Below are 20,596 nucleotides of genomic sequence, written 5' to 3'. Positions count from 1 at the left end.
TTGTTAGTAGAGTATAATCGTCTGGGAGGAACTGGGTTTGTTTCTCGATCAATCAACCTGCCAGTTTACAATGATCGATGAAATACTATCAGCTTTTCAGCCGCGGACAGAATACGGCAGAAGGTTTTTCAAAGAGCTCAATCCCATCATAGTTGATGAAAAGGGTTTTTGTGAGCATTGGGATCGTATGAAGAAGGTTTTAGCACTTGACAGATCAACGGTTAGAATCTTGAAAGACCAACTCAAGCTCTTGGGTAATATCAGAGAACAGACTCAGTGTGGTTTCAAGAGCATAAGTGATTTAGCCAAACTCAAGAGATTTGTCTACTACGTCATTAAATTATCATGTGTGACAAGCGATATCTGGGATTTTCCGAACATGACTGGTCTTTGGAAGACTCTCGTCGAATTGACCTCTGACTCACCGAACTTTCATCTTCAATCTGAAAAACTTTTAGCCTTTCGAAAGACGTATTTGTCTCTTTCAAAGTCAATAGAGGATAGAATGAAGATGCTGAAAAGGACAGTTGAAGAAGAGCTTTCTACCAATCTGCGTGGTGAAGAGTTCACGTGTGAAAGCAAAGTAGCTGAAAGACTTTTAGAGAGAAACTTGGTTGAGGTTGTGAGAAAGTCTGATGAAAGATATCATCTTCGAATAAGGCAAACTGAGGACGTTGAAAGATTGAATAAGGAACTTGAGAAAGTAGAAGAACAGATGCGAGATGAAGAAGAGGTAATCTTAGAAAAAATAGCGCGAATCGCAGCAGAGAATTCGGAACTGCTCAGATCTTGTGAGAAAGTTGTCGAAGAAGTCGATCTCGATCTTTGCAGGTATGATTTTTTCTTCCAAATGAGTTGTTCCATACCAGAGATCTCTGAAAGATTTGAAATCAAAAACGGTAGATTTCCACCAGTTGTTGAATATTGCAACAGAAATGGTTATGAATACTATCCAGTAACTCTTGAAACGAACAAAGGTGTGACCGTTCTGTATGGACCGAACATGGGTGGCAAGACAACTCTGCTGAGAACGATAGGAAGTTTTGTGGTTCTCATGCATCTTGGATTCCCTGTGCCGTGTGAGTTTTTCTCATCGCCACTTTTCGTTCATGTCAGAGCCCTGTCCAAAGGTGATGAACTTGGCTTGAGTTCCTTTGCCAAAGAAATCTCATCTCTTGTTGAAATCATGAAACTCGATGAGAGAAAATTGATTCTGATTGACGAATTTGGTTCGACCACCAATCCAGTTGAGGGTGAATCACTTGCCTTGGCAGTTATTAATTACCTGAATTCTTCGGATGACTTTGTCTTTTTCACCACTCATTATCCTGCAGTTGTCAAGAAAGCGACAAAAGCTTACATGTGTGGGAAGTTAAAAGATTTGGCAGCTCAAGATCCCCGCAAGATGATAGACTACTCTTTGGAAAAAGGAAAGAATTTGAATCAAACTATTGCAATCCTGCTTGCAGAGAGATTTGGGTTGCCGAAACAAGTTGTAGAACTTGCCCAGAAACTTGTAAAAAAGGATGATCTCTTTGGAGAAAGTTTACACGGTCAGTGAGGTCACCTATTACATAGAAAGCCTCATAAACGATGATCCATACCTGACTGACATACAAATCGTCGGTGAAGTTACAGATTCCAAAGAACGGAATGGTCATCTCTTTTTCACTCTAAAGGACGAGTTCACCTCAATAGGATGTGTGTTTTTTGGAGCAGCTTCAAGGGGACTCAATTTGACAGATGGTCAGACAGTTCAAGCTTATGGAGATGTGAAGGTGTATCCTCCAAGGGGTGTATACAGATTTCACTGCAAGAACTTAAAGATACTACCTCAACGTGGCTTGCTTTACTTGAAGATGAGAGAAATCTACAACAGACTCTCGAAAGAAGGGATTTTTGAAAAACCCAAGCGCCCATTACCGAAGTTCCCGAAAAGAATAGGTGTCATAACTTCAAGGAATTCCGCAGCCTATCAGGATGTTCTTAGAACAATTGAAGAAAGATACCCAGTCGTTGAGATCTTTCTTTACCACACTGGTGTACAAGGAGAAGAAGCAAGAGATACACTTATCAAAGCTCTGAGTGACGCAAATCGTGAAGATCTCGATGTGGTGATAATAACAAGAGGTGGCGGTTCTGCAGACGATCTTTGGGTGTTCAACGATGAACAGATCGTGAAAGCCGTCTACAACTTGAGACATCCCGTCATCTCAGGTGTTGGTCATCAAATAGATACGGTTTTCATCGACCTTGTAGCTGATTATGCCGCTCACACACCAACAGCAGCAGCTCAAGCAGCCGTACCAGATAGATCACAAATCATCGATTATGCAACGGGTTTGCTGCAGAAGGCTTACCTGTACCTTGGACAGAAGGTAAAAGATAGCCAGATTCATATTCAAAATCTTGGAAAGGAATTGCTTAAATCTATGAATGATAAGATATTGAACAGAGTACATCTCACCTTTGAGAAAGCTGAAAAACTCACACAGTCGATGCAAAAACATCTACTACTTTGTGAGAAAAGAGTGGAACTTTTGCAGGCAAAACTGAGTTCTTTGAACCCAGAAGGTATACTTGAAAGGGGTTATGCAATAATCGAAAAAGACACCCTGTGGGTCAAGAGGGCATGGAAGTTGAACAAGAACGATGAATTGACCGTCCGATTCTCAGACGGAACTGTGAAGGTGATAGTCCGTGAAGATCGATCAGATGATAAAAGAACTTGAGACAATCGTCGAGAGACTCGAACGTGAAGATCTCTCTTTTGATGAGTCAGTGGATCTTTACAACAAAGGTGTAGAAATCTACAAAGAACTGATCTTTGCATTGAAAGAAGCGAAGATCCAAGTTCAGGATGTGTACGCGAAGATTCAATCGCTTAATGGAGAGAGTGAAATTGAATCTTGACGATGTAGTTGGTGCTGATGTTGAAAAACTTAAAGAAATGTCAAGTATCATTAGAGAACGTATCATACGGGTCGTCTCAGCACAAGGCGGTCATCTGGCATCAAATCTTGGTGTGGTTGAGCTCACATTAGCACTCTACAGCGTCTTCGATCCCAGAGAAGACATAATAATATGGGATACCTCACACCAGTGCTACACTCACAAGCTGCTGACTGGCAGATGGGGTGAGTTTTCGACCCTGAGGAAGTTTGGAGGTATAAGCGGGTATACATCGCTCAGAGAATCTGAGCTTGACAGATTTGGTGCAGGTCATGCCGGAACATCGATAGCCGCTGCTCTCGGGATTGAGAGGGCGTTGAAACTGAAGAACCAAAAGAAAAATGTCATAGTTGTCATCGGAGATGGAGCCCTCACAAACGGCGAGTCTCTTGAGAGTTTGAATCAAATCAAAACACAGAATTCGAAGATCAAGATAATACTAAACGATAACGGGATGTCAATCGCACCGAATGTTGGCGCGCTTTCAGAAGCTTTTACAAAGATTAGAACCACTCCAGCTTACGTCAAGCTGAAACAGATCATCAAGAAGATACTTGAGGGCTCAGAGTTTGGAAAGAATGTCGAGGAAGAATTGAAAAGAATTCGTGAGAGCATGAAGTATTTCATTGCGGGTTCTGATTTCTTTGAGTCACTCGGCTTGAAACACATAGGACCTGTAGATGGACACGATTTGGAAATGATGACGAGCCTTTTCAAGAGATTGAAAAACTACGATTATCCCGTAGTCGTCCATGTCATCACAAAAAAGGGCAAGGGATATGAACCAGCAGAGAATGATTCTATCACATTCCACAGTGCCCCGAAGTTTGATCCAGATTCCGGAGAACCACTGAAAAAGGAAGGGCAGATGTCTTACAGTGAAATCTTCGGTGAAGCGCTTGTGAGAATTGCTCAGAAGAATCTCAGTGTCTTTGCGATAACCGCAGCCATGCCAGATGGAACTGGACTGAAGAGATTTTCACAGTTGTTCCCAGAACGTTTTGCCGATCTTGGTATCACAGAACAATCATGTGTTACCTTTGCGGCAGGTCTTTCAACTGCTGGATTGATACCTGTTGTAGCGATCTATTCAACATTTTTACAGAGGGCATATGACCAGATATTTCACGATGTGGCTTTACAAGATCTCAATGTTGTCTTTGCCATAGATAGGGCGGGGCTCGTTGGAGAAGATGGACCAACTCATCATGGACTTGCAGACATTGCATTGTTCAGAACGATACCCAATTCGAAAATCTTTACACCCTCAAATGCCCTTGAGCTGATATCGTTACTCAAGACTATTTTTGAGGATGGTATAATAAAAGGAGTAATTGCTATTCGCTATCCAAAGGACATTGAAAAGGCGAGTTCTTTCGATGAGCTTTGGGAAAGATCGAAGGTGATTGATCCTTTTCACTGGGAGATCGTAAGGAAAGGAAAAAGCAGGATTGCCGTTTTGGCTGTTGGAGATATGGTAAAGAGATTAGAAAAGGTGGTCTCGCTTGATCCCACAATTGTTTATGTCAGATGTGTCAAACCCTTGGATGAAAAGACTCTAAAGGATCTTGCAGATGAACATGAAATCTTTGTCACAATCGAGGAAGGTTTCGTAAATGGTGGATTTGGAGAAAGCGTAACGAGTTTTATCAGCCGGTGCGATCGGAAGAGATTTGTATTGACACTGGGTATTTCAGAACAATTCGTGCCACATGGCTCAAGAGAAGAGTTGTTGAGATACTGTGGACTTGATTCAGAGTCTATCTTCAGGAGAGTGGCGTCATTTTTAGAAAGGGAGGTTTATGCATGGTAGTCAAATTGGACTATGGTGAAGTACAAGTTAGCTTGAAGGCGCTGAAGAAGCTAGCCTACATAGCAACTTCCCAGAGTTATGGACCTGTTAACATATCCTCTGACAGCTTTTTTGGCAAGCTTTTCGGAGAAAAAGAAGAAGAAAGAATCAAAGTTGAGGAACTTGACACTGGGAAAGTAGTTGTCGATCTGTACATAGAAGTTGAGTATGGTGTAAAAGTAACCGAGGTTGCGAAAAACATAATAGAGAATGTCGTGCACGTACTGAAGAATATAGGTAACTGTGAAGACGTAGAAGTCAATGTGCATGTCACGGGGATCCGCTGAGGAGGTGCGGATCTTGGAAAAAGTTAATGGGAAATTCATGAGACTCGGTTTCGAAAAGGCGACTGAACTTCTTGCAATGCATGTTGATGAACTCAATGCGCTCAATGTTTTTCCCGTTCCAGACGGAGATACCGGCTCGAATATGCTTGCAACGATGAAGGAAGGATGCAAGTATCTCGAGCAGTTGGAGAAAGGAAAGCATGATCTACCAGTCATCATGGATGCTATTAGAAATGGTACACTAATGGGTGCTCGTGGTAACTCGGGTGTGATATTGTCGCAGATATTTCGCGGCTTTGCTATGTACTGTGAAAAGAAGAGGACCCTTCAACCAAGAGATATTCTCAAAATGTTTTCCACAGCCAGGTTGGTTGCTTACAAAGCTGTGATAAGACCCGTTGAGGGAACGATGTTGACGATTCTCAGGATGATTGATGAAAAATCGACAGAGCTTGAGCGCGCTGAAACCATAGAAGAGGTATTTGATTGGATTGTTAAAGTGGCTGACGAAACCGTTAAGGCAACACCAAGATTATTGCCTGTCTTGAGGGAAGCTGGTGTTGTCGATGCTGGTGCAAAGGGACTTTACTACATACTGAGTGGTTTTAGAGCTATCGCACTTGGTGAAACAGAGGTAAATCTCGAAGTGGTAACCAGTGCAAACGGTGAGGTATCCGTTGAACTGCCAGCCGAAGAAATTGCATTCCAGTATTGCACTGAGATCATGGTCAATGGAAAGAGCGATTTTCATAATGATAAAATCGAAGAACTCAGATCTTTTCTTGAAGGAATTGGAGACTCAGTAGTAATTGTACATGACAGAGCAACACTCAAAACTCATGTGCACACGAACAATCCAGGTGTCGTGATCGAGGAAATACTCAAGTATGGAGAGATGGTAAAGGTAAAGATAGACAACATGAAGATGCAGCACGAACACATTGTGGAAAGGAATGCCGAGCAGCCAAAGAAATACGGATTTGTAGCCGTCTCCCCGGGACATGGTATCTCCGAGGTGCTCAAGAATCTTGGGGTCGATCAAATAGTTCGCGGTGGCCAAACGATGAACCCAAGTACAGCCGATCTGAAGATTGCTATTGATAAAGTGAATGCTCAGCATGTATTCTTGTTTCCCAATAACCCAAACATAATACTCGCAGCAAAACAAGCTGCTGAAAACACTAAGGACAAACGAGTGGTGATAATTCCGACTCAAACGGTGCAAGAATGCATCTCGGCGATGATGAGTTTTGATCCCAATGAAGAACCAGAGAAACTCGAAGAGAAATTCACCGAAGCCGCTCAGTATATAGTATCTCTCTGTATCACGCGTGCGGTGAGAGATGCGAAACACAACGGAACGAAGATAAAAAAAGATGAATACATGATCATGCGTGGTAAGAAACTCGTTTCGCACGGTCATTCTTTGAAGCAAGCTATGAACAGAGCTCTAACAGCTCTTGATTTGAGAGGAAGAGAGATTGTAACGATCTTCACTGGTCAGGATGCTGTGGACTCTGAGATAGACATCATTAAGGAAACCTTAGAAAGGGCAATAGATCAGGTACAGATAGATGTGCACGAGGGTGGTCAGCCGCATTATCCATATCTCATGATGATAGAATAGGGGGACTAACCCCCTATTCTGAAACAACCATTACCACCTTTCCGCATTCGCCCTTTAGCATTAGATCAAAACCCTTTTGCCATTCGTCGAAGGATAGCACATGCGTTACTACCTTCGAAAGATCAACCCTGCCGCTACTCAGCAGTTGATCTGAAACTCTCCAGGTTTCGAAGATCTTTCGACCGGTTATGCCGTAGATCTTGATTCCTTTGAAAACAATCAATTCATCTATCGGAAGAGCCACTTTTGTGCTGAAAACACCCAGAATTGAAGCTGTGCCACCCCTTGTCAAAGCCCTCAGACCTTGCTCGAGTGCGTTCATATTGCCAGACATCTCCAGAAGGACATCAACCCCATCGCCATCTGTTAACTGCATGACTCTGTCAACCAAATCTTCTTTTGTTGGGTCGATCACCAGATCAGCACCGTTGAGTTTTGCAAGATTTTTCCGATAGTCTTTAACTTCCGAAGCAATAACGAGTGATGCACCTGATGCCTTTGCAACCTGTATTGCCATGGCACCTATAGGACCAACCCCAGTTACTAAAACTGTCTTGCCAGTTAAATCCTCGACCAAAGCTGTATGAACGGCGTTCCCAAACGGTTCCATAACTGAGGCAAAATCGGGTGATATCTTTGGTGAAACCTTCCAAAGTATGGTCTGAGGAACTTTCACATACTCTGCAAAAGCACCGTCGATATCCACACCCAATATCTTCATATCCTTACATATGTGCATTCTATTGGTCTTACACTGGTAACACTTCTGACAAGGTATATGAGTCTCTGCTGAGACGAAATCTCCAACCCTTACTGTGTTGACAGCTTCCCCTACTTTCACGACAGTTCCTGCGAACTCATGTCCTATGATCATTGGTGGTTTGATGTGACTCTTTGCCCAGTCATCCCATCTGTAGATGTGGATGTCTGAACCACAGATTGAAGCTCGTTTAACCTTGATCAGTACCTCCGTTGGACCAAGTGTCTCCGGTTCTGGTACCTCTTTCATAGTTAATCCCGCCGCCATGTGTGTCTTTAGAATAGCCTTCATATGACTCCCTCCTTGTTTCTATTTAGAGCTTACATCAACAGCGAGTTAATTCAAAATATTTCACGAGAAAATGCGAAGGTCTTTTGGGAAAGCGAAAAGTTGTAAAATACAGATGAATGAGGAGGTGACAGAGATGTCTTTGAACAGGTTAGCAAAAACACTCAAACAGGAACTGGAACAACTCAAAAGTGAAGGTAGAGCGAAGGGTAAGGAGTTCATAATAACAGATGTCAAGAAACCTGAAGGTCAGAAAGGACCAAGGTTTTTGCTCAAAGGTTTTCCTGGAAAGGAATTCATCAGAATGAATTCGAATTCTTACCTTGGGATGTCTCTAAGGGAAGAAATAATCAAAGTCGAGGAGGAAACCTCAAGGCAGTACGGTGTGGGTCCTGGTGCTGTGAGATTTATAAGTGGAACTTACCTACCACACAGAGAACTGGAAAAGAAACTTGCACAATTTCACCAGCGTGAAGATGCGATGATCTACAGCGCAGCGTATGTAACGGTAATAGGTGTTATCTCTTCGCTCGTGAGTTCTGAAACGGTTATCATAAGTGATGAGCTGAACCACAACTGCATCATCAACGCCGTCAAACTTTCCAGACCAAAGGACAAAGATGTCTACAAACACTTGGATATGAAAGATCTCGAGCAAAAGCTCAAAAATGCAGTTGGTAAATCAAAAAGGGTGATTATAGTCACAGATGGTGTCTTCAGTATGCGTGGAGATTATGCACCTTTAGATGAAATTGTGGAAATTGCGAACAAATACGACAGTTACTTTGAGGAAAATGTTATCGTAATTGTTGATGATTCGCATGGTGTGGGAGCTTTTGGAAAAACAGGACGAGGGACAGAAGAAGTTACAAACGCCAAGGCGGATCTCTTGATCGGGACACTCGGTAAAGCTTTTGGAGTGAATGGTGGGTACGTAGTCAGTGACCAGACGATCATCACATACCTCAGAGAAAAAGCCATTACGTACATCTATTCAAACCCGATAACACCAGCAGAAGCTGCATGTGCTCTGAAAGTTTTGGAGATTCTCGACAGCGACGAGGGTAGAGAGAGACTTAGATATTTACAAAGGCTATCAAAGAAGTTTCGAGACGGTTTGGCAAGAATAGGTTACGAAACCATAGAAAGTGAACATCCAATAGTGCCTCTGTTGGTGAGAGATACAAAGAAGACTTCTGATCTGGTCAATTATTTGATTGACAACGGTGTGCTGGCGACAGGTTTGAACTTTCCAGTTGTTCCTAAGGGTGATGAAACAATTAGATTTCAAATCAATGCAGATCACACTGAAGATGATATCGATTATGTCTTGAAGGTCCTCGAAAAATACAAAAGCGAAAGATAAACCGAGTAACTGTATTTGACTGATCATGTAACAAATTGTATAATGAACGTAGATAACTCTTTGAAGGGAGGTAGAGGGAATGAAAAAGGTATTTGCGGTTTTGTTGGTTTTCGTTGCGGCTTTTGTTTTCGCACAGACTATCAACTGGGCTTTCTTGCAAGAACCCATTTCTCTGAACATCTGGGATTATCTTGGACCAAATGCGACGGTGTGGACTGGCTATGTCATGGGACCAAGGATATCTGGACTGTACGGCTACTCAGATGTCAGATTTGACTGGATTCCAAGCCTTGCTGCAGACTTGCCCGAACTCGCTCAAGAGGGAGATCATTGGGTTTACACGGTGAAGCTTAGAACAGATGTGAAATGGTCCGACGGGACGCAGTTCAATGCAGATGATGTCGTTTGGACGATGAATACCGTTAAGATGTTCATAGTTGATTACGGTTTGGGTGGAAACTGGGCTGGGTACATTGACCCAGATTATTTCGTCAAAGCCGAAAAAGTTGACGATTTTACCGTGAAGATTCACTTCACAACCCCAAGTCTTGCAAAGGCAAACTTTGGCGCATTGATGATGCCGATTCTCCAAAAGAAATATTGGGAACCAAAGGCAGAAGCAGCCCTCAAGACAGGAAATCCACTTCAGACGATGTACAACTACGATACTTCCGATGAACCAATCCTTGGTGCATTCTTGCTGAAAAAATGGGAAAAGGGAGCCTTTATTGAGGTTACTGCTCGTAAAGACTATTATGACACTGGTAGTGTGTTGTCTCTCTTCAAAAATGGCGCAGTTTCTATTAAGAATCCGAACACTGGATTTTCTTGGACTGGCTATGGAGAACCAACAGGCGAAAAAGAACTTGAGCTTGTGACAGGACCATATGTTGACAGCATAATCTACAGAATGTATTTGAACAGAGCAGCTGCAATAACTGCTTTGATCAACGGAGATGTCAGCTTTATTTTCAACTCGCTCGGTTTGCAGAAGGGTGAAGCTGACCAACTCGCGAAGGTCGCAAATGTCAAATTGATAGCCAACTCTGTGAACGGTTTCAGGTACATGTGCTTCAACATGAGAAGATTTCCAATGAACATCAAAGAGTTCAGACAAGCCATAGCTGCACTGGTAGATCGTGAGTTCTTGACTTCGAGAGTTTTGGGTGGTCAGGCATTCCCACAATACGGAGTCGTTCCAAATGGAAACGCTTTCTGGTATAACCCCAATGTTGAAAAACTTTCTCCAGGCTATGGAATGAGCTCAGGTGACAGAAGAAAGCTCGCAATCGATCTTCTGAAAAAGGCTGGCTTCAAGTGGGTCGTAGAGCCAAAGATAGAAGGCAACAACGTTGTTAGACAGGGTAGAGGCTTGATTGGACCTAACGGACAGAGAATAGATCAGGTAGAACTTCTTGCACCAGGTGCTGGCTATGACCCAATGAGGGCAACAATAGCACTCTACATCGAAAGATGGGCGAATGAAATAGGTATACCGATCAAAGCAAATCTGGTTGACTTCAACTTGATTGTTCAGCGTGTCTTTGACGAGCCTTTCAACTTTGACATCTACATGCTTGGTTGGAGCCTCGGCTACTATCCAGATCACGTTTCTGATTTCTTCCACAGCAAACGTGCAGGTGTTGGTGATTTCAACGCTGCTGGGTACAACAATCCAGAGTTCGACAAACTCGCTGATGAATTTCTTGCTACCGCCGACATTGAGACGGCAAGAGAACTTTCCTTCAAGCTTCAAGAAATTCTCGCAGAAGATGTTCCTTACGTTGTGATCTTCGATACTCCTGTCACAGAAGCCTTCAGAACAGATCAGGTTGTATTCCCATATGAAAAGACGTTGTCCGGCTTGCAGTATGTGAACGGAACGCCGACACTTGTCAAAGCTGCAAAGTAATGTTGTGAAACTTTCAAATTCCACCGCCCCGTACTGGGGCGGTTGGATTTTGTGAACTCGAGAGGAGGTAAAAGGTGCTTAAATTCCTTGGCAAGAGAGTTTTCCAAATTGTCATACTTCTGTTCATCTACGTGACAATCGTCTTTTGGCTGTTGGAGGCGATGCCTGGAAGTTTTCTCGACAAATATCTGATGAATCCCAAAATAACACCAGAGATAAGAGAAAACCTCAAACGTCAATTTGGTTTTGACAAGCCTGTTTTCACTCGATATCTCTATTACATGAAAAATTTCTTGGTTTTGGACCTCGGTGTCTCCTTTTCGTACTTTCCACGTAAGGTCACATCGATAATCTCCGAAAGACTTCCCAGGACGGTCTTTTTGTTTGTCACATCGACTTTGGTTTCTTACGCCTTCGGTTACAACCTCGGTAAGAGATCAGCTTGGAAAAGAGGTAAGATTGTAGACCAGTTGACAACTTTCACAGGCATTGTATTTTGGACGATCTTCTTACCATTGCTCGCGATATTCAATATCTGGTTGTTTGGAGTCATTTTGGGAATACTTCCTCTCAACCAGTTCATTGAACCAAATCTTTGGAGGCACGTTTCTTTCTCGGCACAGGATGTTTTTCTCAAACTCTTGTTGAATGCTTTTGTTTTTCTTGTGGTTTTCCTGGTTGTGCTCATAATCTCTAAAAAATTCAAAACACTGGTTGCCAAAAGAACTCTGTTGTACAGTACATTGATCAGTTTCGTTTTTGTATCGATCTTGACTTGGATTCTCTCGGGCAGATCGATCTATGCCTGGGATATCATAAAACACATGGTCTTACCCGTATTCACGCTAACACTGTACTCTTTTGCCGGTAGTATGCTTGTGATGCGCGATACGATGCTCGATGTGATCAGGGAGGATTACATCACCACTGCGAAAGCCAAGGGTTTGCCGGATAAAGTTGTGAGAGACAAACACGCTGCGAGAAATGCTCTGTTGCCACTTATGACGAACTTTGTCATAAGCCTTGGGTTCACCATAGGTGGAGGCATAATAACCGAAACCATGTTCTCCTGGCCAGGGCTTGGCAGGGCTTACCTTGAAGCGTTGAGCCAGCAAGATACTCCACTCTTGATAGGTTTGCTGGTTTTCACTGGCATATTTGTTTTGATAGCACATCTTGTTGCAGATGTGTTGTACGCATTCTTGGATCCGAGAATAAGGTATTGAGGTGAGCAGAATGATCGAAGCGGCGATAAAGGAACCAATATGGAAGATTCGTCTTAAATTGTGGTTGAGATCTTTTCGAACTGGTTGGGAGCTTTTTAGAGAAAGAAGATTGGCTGTTTTCGGACTCGGCGTCATAATATTTTTCGCTGTTTTTGGTTTGCTCTATCCTCTTTATCCGACCGTGATGAAAAACATCTTTTGGAAAGATGATCCGTTTGGATATTCGACCTTTGTACCGTATGATCCAATAATTGGTTTTGATCCAGATATAATGAGTCATCCATCGCCACCATCTCTGAGACATCCACTCGGCACCGATCCACTTGGAAGAGATATTCTGTCCATGATCATGTATAGCACACCTCGTGAATTCGTTCTTGGAATCACTGCCGCATTGATAACAGTCGTCATAGGAACAATCATTGGTGCCAGCTGTGCGTATTACGGTGGAGTAATAGATACCTTCTTCATGAGACTTGCCGATATTGTCATGCTTTTCCCAAGTCTTGCGTTACTAATGGTCTTGAGTGCGTTCATAGACTTGACGCTTTTCAGATTGGCTGTGATTATAGGTATGCTTTCTGGCTTTGGCTCGATAACCTTGGTGCTCAAAGCGCAGGCGCTAACTGTGAAGGTAAGACCGTTTATCGAGGCAGCAAAATCAACAGGTGCGAGTGATGCCTACATAATATTCAAGCACATCATTCCAAACATACTACCTCTGTCATTTTTGTACATGATGCTCAACGTCACGGGTGCTATCTTCACCGAAGCCACTCTTTCTTTCTTAGGGCTTGCGAACATCAGGATGAGTTGGGGCGTCGTGATTCAGATGGCTGAGTCCTCAGGCTATTTAATGGGTGCCAGCATAGGTACCTATTGGTGGTTATGGCTTCCTGCGGGTGCGTGTATAACATTGCTGTGTTCTGCCTTCTATTTCCTTGGAAGGGGACTTGAAGAAATCGTCAACCCGAGGCTCAGAAAGAGGTGATGAAATGCTACTTTCCGTGAAAGATTTAAGAATGCACTACAAAACAAAGATGGGATATGTGAAAGCTGTTGATGGGATAAACTTCGATCTTGATTCAGGTGAAAGTCTTGGAATAGTTGGTGAATCTGGATGCGGCAAGACTTCGATCTCAATGACTATTCTCAGGCTTCTTCCAGACAACGCGGAATTCAGAGGTGGTAAGGTTCTTTTTGACATGGGTAATGGTCCTGTTGATTTCGTGTCGTTAGATGAATCAGAGATGAGGCATTATCGTTGGCGTGGTATATCGATGATCTTTCAAGCGGCTATGAACTCACTTAACCCAGTCTACAAAGTCGGAGATCAAATAATAGAGGCGATACAGAATCACTTTCCTCAGACTCCAATCGACAAAGCTCGACAAAAAGTTGCCGAACTCTTCGAGTTGGTTGGACTTGATCCATCGAGAATGGATCAATACCCACATCAATACAGTGGAGGAATGAAACAGAGAGCTGTGATTGCCATGGCACTGGCATGTGATCCAAAGGTGATCATAGCTGATGAACCAACAACGGCACTCGATGTGATTGTTCAGGACAGAATACTCAAAGAAATAAGAAAGATACAGAAGAGACTTAACATGGCGATGATCTACATCTCTCACGATATTGCTGTTATAGCTGAAGTGAGTGATAAGATCGCAGTTATGTATGCTGGTAAATTTGCGGAACTCGCTGATTCAGTAACAATCTTCAAGAAGCCTATGCATCCTTACACATATGGTTTGATGCATGCCTTCCCGAGCACAGTAGGAGAAAAGACCGATCTTGTGACCATACCAGGAGAACCACCAAATCTACTCAATCCACCAAAGGGGTGTCGCTTTGCACCAAGATGTCCAAAGGCCGATGAGAAGTGCCAGAATCAGGAACCAGAGTATGTAGAGGTCGAGAAAGGGCATTTCGTGGCATGCCATCATCCAGTCAAAGTCGGAGAGGTGGTGCAGTTCTATGCAGAATGATACGGTGTTAAGGATAGAAGGTCTGAGAAAGCTTTTTGCTGCGCACAGACGTGTATTTGGCAGAGTAAAGCATTTTGTTCATGCTGTAGATGATATCAGCATCGAAATAAAGAGAAAAGAGTCGCTCGCATTAGTTGGTGAATCTGGCTGCGGTAAGACAACAACCGGAAAGGTCCTTGTAGGGCTTGAAGAACCAACAGATGGGAGGATTATCGTAGAGCAAGAAGATGTAACTCCACTGCTGTACGATAGCGAGTCTCTGGCAAGGCGTTATGTTGAAAGAACATATCTGGAGAGATTTTCGAAGATGACCGACGAAGAGTTCCAGAGACTTTCAGGAATAGACAGAATTTACGCAGAAAGATTTGTCAAGCTTTCGAAAAATACCCCAAAGTTTCTCGCTGAATTCCTTGAAAATCGAAGAGAAAGAATCTGGCAACTTCGTAGGCGCGTCCAGATGATCTTTCAGGATCCATACGAATCTCTCAACCCGAGGATGACGATCTTTGACATAGTTTCTGAACCGCTGAATATCCATGACATAGGGAATCTGAGGGAACGAGAAGATAGAGTAGCTGAAATGCTTGCGAATGTTGGTTTGACTCCACCGGAGACTTTCATGTTCAGATTTCCTCACGAACTTTCCGGTGGACAAAGACAGAGAGTTGCAATTGCAAGAGCTCTCATTCTCAATCCATCTTTTGTTGTTGCAGACGAACCCACATCTATGTTGGATGTTTCGATTAGGACTGGAGTAATGAAATTGATGATGAAGCTTGCCGAGGAACACAACATGAGCTATCTGTACATAACGCACGATCTTGCTGTTGCCAGATATATGAGCAACAACATCGCGGTGATGTACCTTGGCAAGATCGTGGAAACAGGTTCAACAGAAGAGGTGTTACAAAACCCGCTTCATCCTTATACAAAAGCGCTACTTGCCGCGGTACCCATACCTGATCCCGAGCAGAAGAGAGGAGAACCTAATATCAAAGGTAGTGTACCAAAACCAATAGATCCGCCGAAGCGTTGTAGGTTTTTCGACAGATGTCCATATGCTGTCGAGTACTGTGAAAAGAACGACCACCCACAGCTTGTGGAAATCGCTTCGAATCATAAGGTTGCATGTTATGTCGTTAGTGGCGAAGCAAAATAGAACTAAAACTCTTCTGTTGCTTCTGTGTATAACTCTGGTGGTGCTGAATTACACCACCGGGGTATTAGTTTACAGATACTATGTGAAGAAACTTTCCATGACATCACTCACATGCCGACTTGTCTTGAAAGATGGTCTTCTGAAGGGTCAGATAGAGATAAACCCACCAAAAGACTTCGCGGTTTATCCAGTAGATTATCAAGTGTATTTTCACGACAAACGAGGTGATACAATACAACTTGTTGCTGATTCTTTGAACGGAAAGAACTACGCTGTATTCAATGTGCCGGCTAAAGAGAAGTTGCTGTCTGGCGAATGGTATGCCGTGGGGTATTCTAACGTCAAGATCAGCTGGTTGTGGCTTTCGATGAACCTTGCGCTTCCAATAGAGGTGGAATTGAAATGAAAAGAATCTTTTTTTACATTGTTCTGATGTCTTTTCTTTATCATGCGGTTATCTTCGAGTTGATTCTTGGAAAGTTCTCCCCCATTCCTTCTTTTCTGCTTTGGATAACAATTGCTATCGTTTCTTGGATATTGGGTAATTCTGTTGGTTCCTTTTCGAAGATTTTGCTTGTTCTGATCACTTCTTTCGTGTTCTCAGGCATTATTAGCTATTTTCTCATGAGTTACTACATTCGAGAGGCGGTAACGGGTATAGTTCAAATGATCACACTCAAGATGATCTCTGTCTCTTTATTGACCATCTTCACGCTTAGTAGCATCGGCGCTTTTTTTGGTTTCATCTTTCGATCTCGATAATGCCAGAAGTCCCGCAGAATTGTTGATTATATGACACAGAATTGGACAGAAAAGACTTTGTGTGCTCATAACGGAGTAGGCGAAGATACAACCAACGGTGAACCTGTACAGAAAATTGAAGATCGAAAACCGTTCCATCTTGTTCAAAACATTAGCTAAATGAAGAAAGGAAAAGATGGCAGCGTTGAGCATTGTGTTTGGCAACAAAGACAGTATAGCTCCTCTGAAAATGAGTTCTTCTGAAACTGGTAGTAAGACACCTATGAACAAAAAATCCAGAAATGAAATCTTGCTATAAAATCTCATTTGTTCGGCTTTCAGAACTCCGCCAAGAAATACCATTATTGCAAAGATCAAGAGAAAGTAGAAAAAACCTTTGAATCGAATCTGTAGCGTGTAAGGCATTTTCAAAAGAAACGAAAGAAAGAGTGCATAGATGGTCTGAGACAGAGCGATGAAAGGCATTCGAGCTTTTCTGAAGAGTATCGAAAGATTCTGTAGTACGACCATACCTGACAGTATTAGCACTACTAAGAGAACATTCAATCTTCTACCCCCGCTCTTGTTTTTTCTCCAGAATGTTCTGTAGATCTTGGTTGCAAACACCACAGCCGGCACATCCATTCCACCTGCAATCTGGTGTCACAATACCCTGCATTGCCTTCTGGTATTCTCTGATCAGAAACTCTTTACTAACTCCAACGTCTATATGATCCCATGGAAACTCTTCGTGTAAACTTCTCTGCCTCAAATAGGCATTCAAATCTATCTGAACTTCTTCAAGGGCTCTTTTCCAAGAATCAAAGTTGAAAAAGTTTTGCCAGTCGTCAAAAGATGCACCGTTTTTGAAAGCACCAAAAACAACTTCAAAAACCTTTCGATCACCTCTTGAGAGCAGACCTTCGATCAGGCTCATTCCTGTATCATGAAAATCGACCATCGCTATTTCTCTTGCTTTTGACAGGATTTTCTGAGCATGATTCAGATACTCGATGGATTTTTGCTCTGAGAACTGAAATGGTGTGTGGGGTTTTGGGATGAGGTTGGCTACTGAGAGAGTTATCTTCTTGAACCCGATCTTTCGCGCTATTCTTGCCATCTCTACTATGCCAGCAAGATCTTCATCTGTCTCGGTAGGTAGACCTATCATGAAGTACAACTTTATCCTGTCCCAACCGGCACTCTTTGCTGATTCAAGAGTCCTCACATAGTCTTCTTCGGTTACGTTCTTGTTTATCACATCTCTGAGTCGTTGAGTCCCAGCCTCTGGTGCAAAGGTTAGTCCTGTCCTTCGCACCTTGCTGATGGCCTGTGCTATAGACAATCCAAAGGTGTCGAGCCTCGTGGAAGGTATCGAGACTGAAATGCCAGAGTTTTCTGTGCTTTCTCGCAGTTTTCGAAGCAATTCGACTATCGAACTGTGATCGGCTGTGGAGAGTGACAAGAGTGCGAGCTCCTCATATCCAGTGCATGAGAGAGATGAAATTGATTCTTCAAGAATCACGTCACTGTACTTTTCCCTCACAGGTCTGTAGATGATCCCGGCTTGGCAGAATCTACAGCCTCTTGTACAACCACGCATCACCTCTTCTACAACTCTATCGTGAACGAGTTGCACATTCGGTATAACTCTCTGTGGCGGTATTCTTATTTGGTTTATGTCTCTGGTGATTCTTCGGTTTATCTTCGAAGGTACCCAATTGAACTTTGGTTTCGGCGGAATCGTTGGAGTGTAAAAGAGCGGCACATATACTCCTTTGATCTGCGAAAGCGCCTTGAGTCTTTCTTCTCTCGGCATTCCTTTCGTTTGAACTAAGCTTTGTGCTATTTCAAAAATGACTTCCTCACCGTCTCCAACGACTAATGCATCGAAAACCTTTGCCATTACCTCTGGATTTGTCGTGCACGGACCACCTGCGATGACAATCGGATCACTCTCTGAACGCAGATCGGAAAAGAGCGGTATTTTAGCAAGTTCAAGTGCACATAAAACGTTGGTATAAGACAGTTCATACTGCAATGATATACCGACAAGATCAAGCTTTCTCAATGGGGTCTTTGATTCGAGCGTGAAAAGTTCCACGTCTTTCTGTTTCATGAGATCTATCATATCTTTCCACGGAAGGAAGACCCTTTCAGCCCAAATCTTTGGCTGGTTGTTGAGAAGATGGTATAAAATTGCTATTCCCAGGTTTGACATTCCGACTTCATATAGATCTGGAAAGATTAGCCCAACTCTGAGTAAAACGTTCTGTGGGTCTTTGACTACCTGATTGTGTTCACCACCGATGTATCGCGATGGCTTTTCTATTTTATCCAAGTTGTCGTTGAGAAATTTCAGGATCATCTGTCTTGCATTCCTTTCAAACAGAAGTCTAAGATCTTTCGTGCCATAGGTGCAGCAGCTTCTCCTCCTCCACCAGCATTTTCAAGCATGACCAAGACTACGATCTGTGGAGAGTCGATCGGTGAGAAACCGGCAAACCAAGAGTGAGGTTTCTCACCACTTCTGCCTGTTTCAGCCGTTCCTGTTTTTCCGGCAACAGGTATACCAAAACCCTTGAAGGCTTGATACGCAGTTCCTTCATCTGCGGGATTTCCGTTTGACATCACGACCTCTCTGAGAGCGTCTTTGAGATACTTGACAGTGCTTCCCTTAAGCATGACTTTGTTAGAGATCGTTCTTTGATACTCGAAGATCTGTTTGCCCTGCTGGTTGACAACTTTACTCAAAAGATGGGGGCGGTAAGACACTCCATCATTTGCCAGAGTACTGAAAAAGTTTATAACCTCTATCGGAGTGAGGCTCACAAAACCTTGACCAATCCCACACAGTATCGTGTCACCCGGATACCATGGTTCCTTGTAAACACTCTGTTTCCAACTCGGATCTGGGTATAATCCTTTGCGTTCGCCAGGGAGGTCTATGCCTGTTAAACCATCGAGCATGAAGAGATTGGAAAAATGCTTCATTTTTTCAATACCTATTTCCAAAGCCAAAGTGTAGAAAAATACGTTGCAGGAAACCTTTATTGCTTTTTTCAAATCTGTGGTGCCATGACCTGCTACATACCAATCCCTGTAAACTCCAAGGACTCTTCCCGTGCTTCCAATGTATTCGTAGTAGCCCTCACAATCAACAGTTCTAACTAAATCAGGTTGATCTTCAAGGTACGCAATGGCATAAAGAGGTTTGATGATTGAACCAGGTGTGTATGCTGCACTGATTGCTCTGTTCAACAGAGGACTCTTCGGATCATTTGAAATCTCGAGCCACTGTCTTCTATCAACAGAAAGAAGCACATTTGGATCAAAACTCGGTGAAGAAACCATGGCGAGGATTGAACCATCTTCAGCAGACTGAACAATAACGGTGCCAGCGTGGTTCGAACTACTCAACAATCTTTGAGCGTACTCTTGAATCCGAGAATCTATTGTCAGGATAAGATCATTTCCTGCTATTGGTAGAGCTTGCAGAAACCTCCCAATGACCTTACCGGAAGCAGAAATACTGACCAATTCGTGACCATCGACTCCTTTTAGGTAGTTATCATACTGCTTTTCTATTCCAGATACTCCTTGTCTGTCGGCGTTCAAGTAACCTAAGATATGCGGAGCTAATTTTCCATATCTTCTGATATATTTTCTAAAAACCAAGACACTCGTGTTCTCCAGTTTGACGGCCTCGGCTTCGGTCACCGGAACCTCTTCACCGAGTAGAAGTTTGAGTTTTCTCTCTTGTCCCAAAACCTGTTCTACCTTTTCAGTGTCAATAGAACCAATCGACTTCGCCACGAGAATTTCTTCGTCCCATGCGAGTACCACACCATCACGTGTCATGATTTTGCCACGCGGTGCCTCAATGCGTCTTACATGTACCTTAAGTGATTCGATATATTCTCGATGCGATTTGTATTGGACAACTTGAAGTACAAAAGCCCTGGCAAGCAAGATAAAGAAAGGAACCGTTATCATTAGATAGACAGCCATCCTAAGTCTTCTCAAAGCCAGACCTCCACAAAAAGAGGGAGAACAGAGCGATCACACAACTTGTTAACCAGTAAGAACCCTCAGCGATCAAGAGCACCGTAATTGTGGTCATATACAACAAAAACGGGAAAACAGGCTTTAGAAAATACTCCCTCACCACTATGAAGACAATATACACAGCAAAAATAACCAAGTGCAGGAACTTCATAGTTTGGAAACACAATGCCGAATGGAAGATGAGAAAGACCATGACTCTCATCGTGCTGAGATTGCCGGAAAAACTCAGATATTCAAAGGCAAGATAGGGTGTTAACAAGCTGAAAAGGTCAAAATAAGCGCTGTCGAACGCCAGAGCTACAGCTCCAAAGATGTATATACCAAATCTTCTCAAGAAATTAGTGTTCATTATCTTTTCACCTGC

Annotated in this window: 18 protein-coding genes; 13 read left to right on the top strand and 5 right to left on the bottom strand. The window is 43.0% G+C overall.

Annotated elements, in window-relative coordinates:
• Positions 1-37: 37 nt before the first annotated feature.
• The 6 genes from ACSFC1_RS08680 to ACSFC1_RS08655 are packed head-to-tail and all read left to right on the top strand — an operon-like array spanning position 38 to position 6,718.
• A complete protein-coding gene (locus ACSFC1_RS08680; protein WP_435565705.1) occupies positions 38-1,561 on the top strand; it encodes a MutS-related protein in 1,524 nt (507 codons plus the stop codon).
• Positions 1,536-2,732 carry an exodeoxyribonuclease VII large subunit gene (gene xseA, locus ACSFC1_RS08675; RefSeq protein ID WP_435565704.1) on the top strand — a complete coding sequence of 399 codons (1,197 nt, stop codon included), beginning with the start codon at positions 1,536-1,538 and terminating at the stop codon, positions 2,730-2,732. The genes ACSFC1_RS08680 and xseA overlap by 26 nt, the downstream gene beginning before the upstream one ends.
• Positions 2,701-2,913, top strand: a complete 213-nt coding sequence (gene xseB, locus ACSFC1_RS08670; RefSeq protein ID WP_435565703.1) for an exodeoxyribonuclease VII small subunit — start codon at positions 2,701-2,703, stop codon at positions 2,911-2,913. The genes xseA and xseB overlap by 32 nt, the downstream gene beginning before the upstream one ends.
• Entirely contained in the window at positions 2,903-4,765 is a 1,863-nt protein-coding gene (gene dxs, locus ACSFC1_RS08665; protein WP_435566021.1) for a 1-deoxy-D-xylulose-5-phosphate synthase, read from the top strand. The genes xseB and dxs overlap by 11 nt, the downstream gene beginning before the upstream one ends.
• Complete coding sequence (locus ACSFC1_RS08660) at positions 4,759-5,091, top strand: Asp23/Gls24 family envelope stress response protein (RefSeq protein WP_435565702.1); 333 nt, start codon at positions 4,759-4,761, stop codon at positions 5,089-5,091. Before dxs ends, ACSFC1_RS08660 begins: the two co-directional genes overlap by 7 nt.
• A gap of 13 nt (positions 5,092-5,104) precedes the next feature.
• On the top strand, positions 5,105-6,718 hold the full coding sequence (locus ACSFC1_RS08655) for a DAK2 domain-containing protein (protein ID WP_435565701.1): 1,614 nt from the start codon (positions 5,105-5,107) through the stop codon (positions 6,716-6,718).
• 13 nt (positions 6,719-6,731) lie between these two features.
• Here ACSFC1_RS08655 and tdh read toward each other — a convergent pair whose 3' ends face one another.
• Positions 6,732-7,769, bottom strand: a complete 1,038-nt coding sequence (tdh, locus tag ACSFC1_RS08650) for an L-threonine 3-dehydrogenase (RefSeq protein WP_435565700.1) — start codon at positions 7,767-7,769, stop codon at positions 6,732-6,734.
• Between the two features lie 133 nt (positions 7,770-7,902).
• Here tdh and ACSFC1_RS08645 point away from each other — a divergent pair, with 133 nt between their 5' ends.
• The 7 genes from ACSFC1_RS08645 to ACSFC1_RS08615 all read left to right on the top strand — a co-directional run bounded on the left by ACSFC1_RS08645 (position 7,903) and on the right by ACSFC1_RS08615 (position 15,829).
• Positions 7,903-9,132 carry an aminotransferase class I/II-fold pyridoxal phosphate-dependent enzyme gene (locus ACSFC1_RS08645; RefSeq protein WP_435565699.1) on the top strand — a complete coding sequence of 410 codons (1,230 nt, stop codon included), beginning with the start codon at positions 7,903-7,905 and terminating at the stop codon, positions 9,130-9,132.
• 79 nt (positions 9,133-9,211) lie between these two features.
• Complete coding sequence (locus tag ACSFC1_RS08640) at positions 9,212-11,044, top strand: ABC transporter substrate-binding protein (protein ID WP_435565698.1); 1,833 nt, start codon at positions 9,212-9,214, stop codon at positions 11,042-11,044.
• Between the two features lie 74 nt (positions 11,045-11,118).
• Positions 11,119-12,270, top strand: a complete 1,152-nt coding sequence (locus tag ACSFC1_RS08635) for an ABC transporter permease (RefSeq protein ID WP_435565697.1) — start codon at positions 11,119-11,121, stop codon at positions 12,268-12,270.
• A gap of 10 nt (positions 12,271-12,280) precedes the next feature.
• Positions 12,281-13,261, top strand: a complete 981-nt coding sequence (locus tag ACSFC1_RS08630; RefSeq protein ID WP_435566020.1) for an ABC transporter permease — start codon at positions 12,281-12,283, stop codon at positions 13,259-13,261.
• A gap of 4 nt (positions 13,262-13,265) precedes the next feature.
• Entirely contained in the window at positions 13,266-14,264 is a 999-nt protein-coding gene (locus ACSFC1_RS08625) for an ABC transporter ATP-binding protein (protein ID WP_435565696.1), read from the top strand.
• On the top strand, positions 14,254-15,423 hold the full coding sequence (locus tag ACSFC1_RS08620) for an ABC transporter ATP-binding protein (protein ID WP_435565695.1): 1,170 nt from the start codon (positions 14,254-14,256) through the stop codon (positions 15,421-15,423). Before ACSFC1_RS08625 ends, ACSFC1_RS08620 begins: the two co-directional genes overlap by 11 nt.
• Positions 15,398-15,829: a hypothetical protein gene (locus ACSFC1_RS08615; protein ID WP_435565694.1), complete on the top strand. Its 432-nt coding sequence runs from the start codon at positions 15,398-15,400 to the stop codon at positions 15,827-15,829. The genes ACSFC1_RS08620 and ACSFC1_RS08615 overlap by 26 nt, the downstream gene beginning before the upstream one ends.
• A gap of 290 nt (positions 15,830-16,119) precedes the next feature.
• Here the strand turns inward: ACSFC1_RS08615 and ACSFC1_RS08610 are convergent, their stop codons facing one another.
• The 4 genes from ACSFC1_RS08610 to ACSFC1_RS08595 are packed head-to-tail and all read right to left on the bottom strand — an operon-like array spanning position 16,120 to position 20,581.
• Positions 16,120-16,731, bottom strand: a complete 612-nt coding sequence (locus ACSFC1_RS08610; protein WP_435565693.1) for a CPBP family intramembrane glutamic endopeptidase — start codon at positions 16,729-16,731, stop codon at positions 16,120-16,122.
• A gap of 4 nt (positions 16,732-16,735) precedes the next feature.
• Entirely contained in the window at positions 16,736-18,532 is a 1,797-nt protein-coding gene (locus ACSFC1_RS08605) for a TIGR03960 family B12-binding radical SAM protein (protein WP_435565692.1), read from the bottom strand.
• Positions 18,529-20,190: a penicillin-binding transpeptidase domain-containing protein gene (locus ACSFC1_RS08600; protein ID WP_435565691.1), complete on the bottom strand. Its 1,662-nt coding sequence runs from the start codon at positions 20,188-20,190 to the stop codon at positions 18,529-18,531. Before ACSFC1_RS08600 ends, ACSFC1_RS08605 begins: the two co-directional genes overlap by 4 nt.
• Positions 20,177-20,581 carry a hypothetical protein gene (locus ACSFC1_RS08595; protein WP_435565690.1) on the bottom strand — a complete coding sequence of 135 codons (405 nt, stop codon included), beginning with the start codon at positions 20,579-20,581 and terminating at the stop codon, positions 20,177-20,179. The genes ACSFC1_RS08600 and ACSFC1_RS08595 overlap by 14 nt, the downstream gene beginning before the upstream one ends.
• Positions 20,582-20,596: the final 15 nt, after the last annotated feature.

It is taken from the genome of Pseudothermotoga sp. U03pept (assembly GCF_051235805.1).
Classification (GTDB): domain Bacteria; phylum Thermotogota; class Thermotogae; order Thermotogales; family DSM-5069; genus Pseudothermotoga_B.
This window is presented reverse-complemented; position numbering and strand designations above follow the sequence as displayed.

What these genes read in the sequence shown, in the direction of transcription:
- ACSFC1_RS08660 (WP_435565702.1), top strand. Translation starts at nt 4,759, where the DNA reads ATGGTAGTCAAATTGGACTATGGTGAAGTACAAGTTAGCTTGAAGGCG.
- tdh (WP_435565700.1), bottom strand. Translation starts at nt 7,769, where the DNA reads ATGAAGGCTATTCTAAAGACACACATGGCGGCGGGATTAACTATGAAA.
- ACSFC1_RS08645 (WP_435565699.1), top strand. Translation starts at nt 7,903, where the DNA reads ATGTCTTTGAACAGGTTAGCAAAAACACTCAAACAGGAACTGGAACAA.
- ACSFC1_RS08640 (WP_435565698.1), top strand. Translation starts at nt 9,212, where the DNA reads ATGAAAAAGGTATTTGCGGTTTTGTTGGTTTTCGTTGCGGCTTTTGTT.
- ACSFC1_RS08630 (WP_435566020.1), top strand. Translation starts at nt 12,281, where the DNA reads ATGATCGAAGCGGCGATAAAGGAACCAATATGGAAGATTCGTCTTAAA.
- ACSFC1_RS08625 (WP_435565696.1), top strand. Translation starts at nt 13,266, where the DNA reads ATGCTACTTTCCGTGAAAGATTTAAGAATGCACTACAAAACAAAGATG.
- ACSFC1_RS08620 (WP_435565695.1), top strand. Translation starts at nt 14,254, where the DNA reads ATGCAGAATGATACGGTGTTAAGGATAGAAGGTCTGAGAAAGCTTTTT.
- ACSFC1_RS08615 (WP_435565694.1), top strand. Translation starts at nt 15,398, where the DNA reads ATGTCGTTAGTGGCGAAGCAAAATAGAACTAAAACTCTTCTGTTGCTT.
- ACSFC1_RS08605 (WP_435565692.1), bottom strand. Translation starts at nt 18,532, where the DNA reads ATGATCCTGAAATTTCTCAACGACAACTTGGATAAAATAGAAAAGCCA.
- ACSFC1_RS08595 (WP_435565690.1), bottom strand. Translation starts at nt 20,581, where the DNA reads ATGAACACTAATTTCTTGAGAAGATTTGGTATATACATCTTTGGAGCT.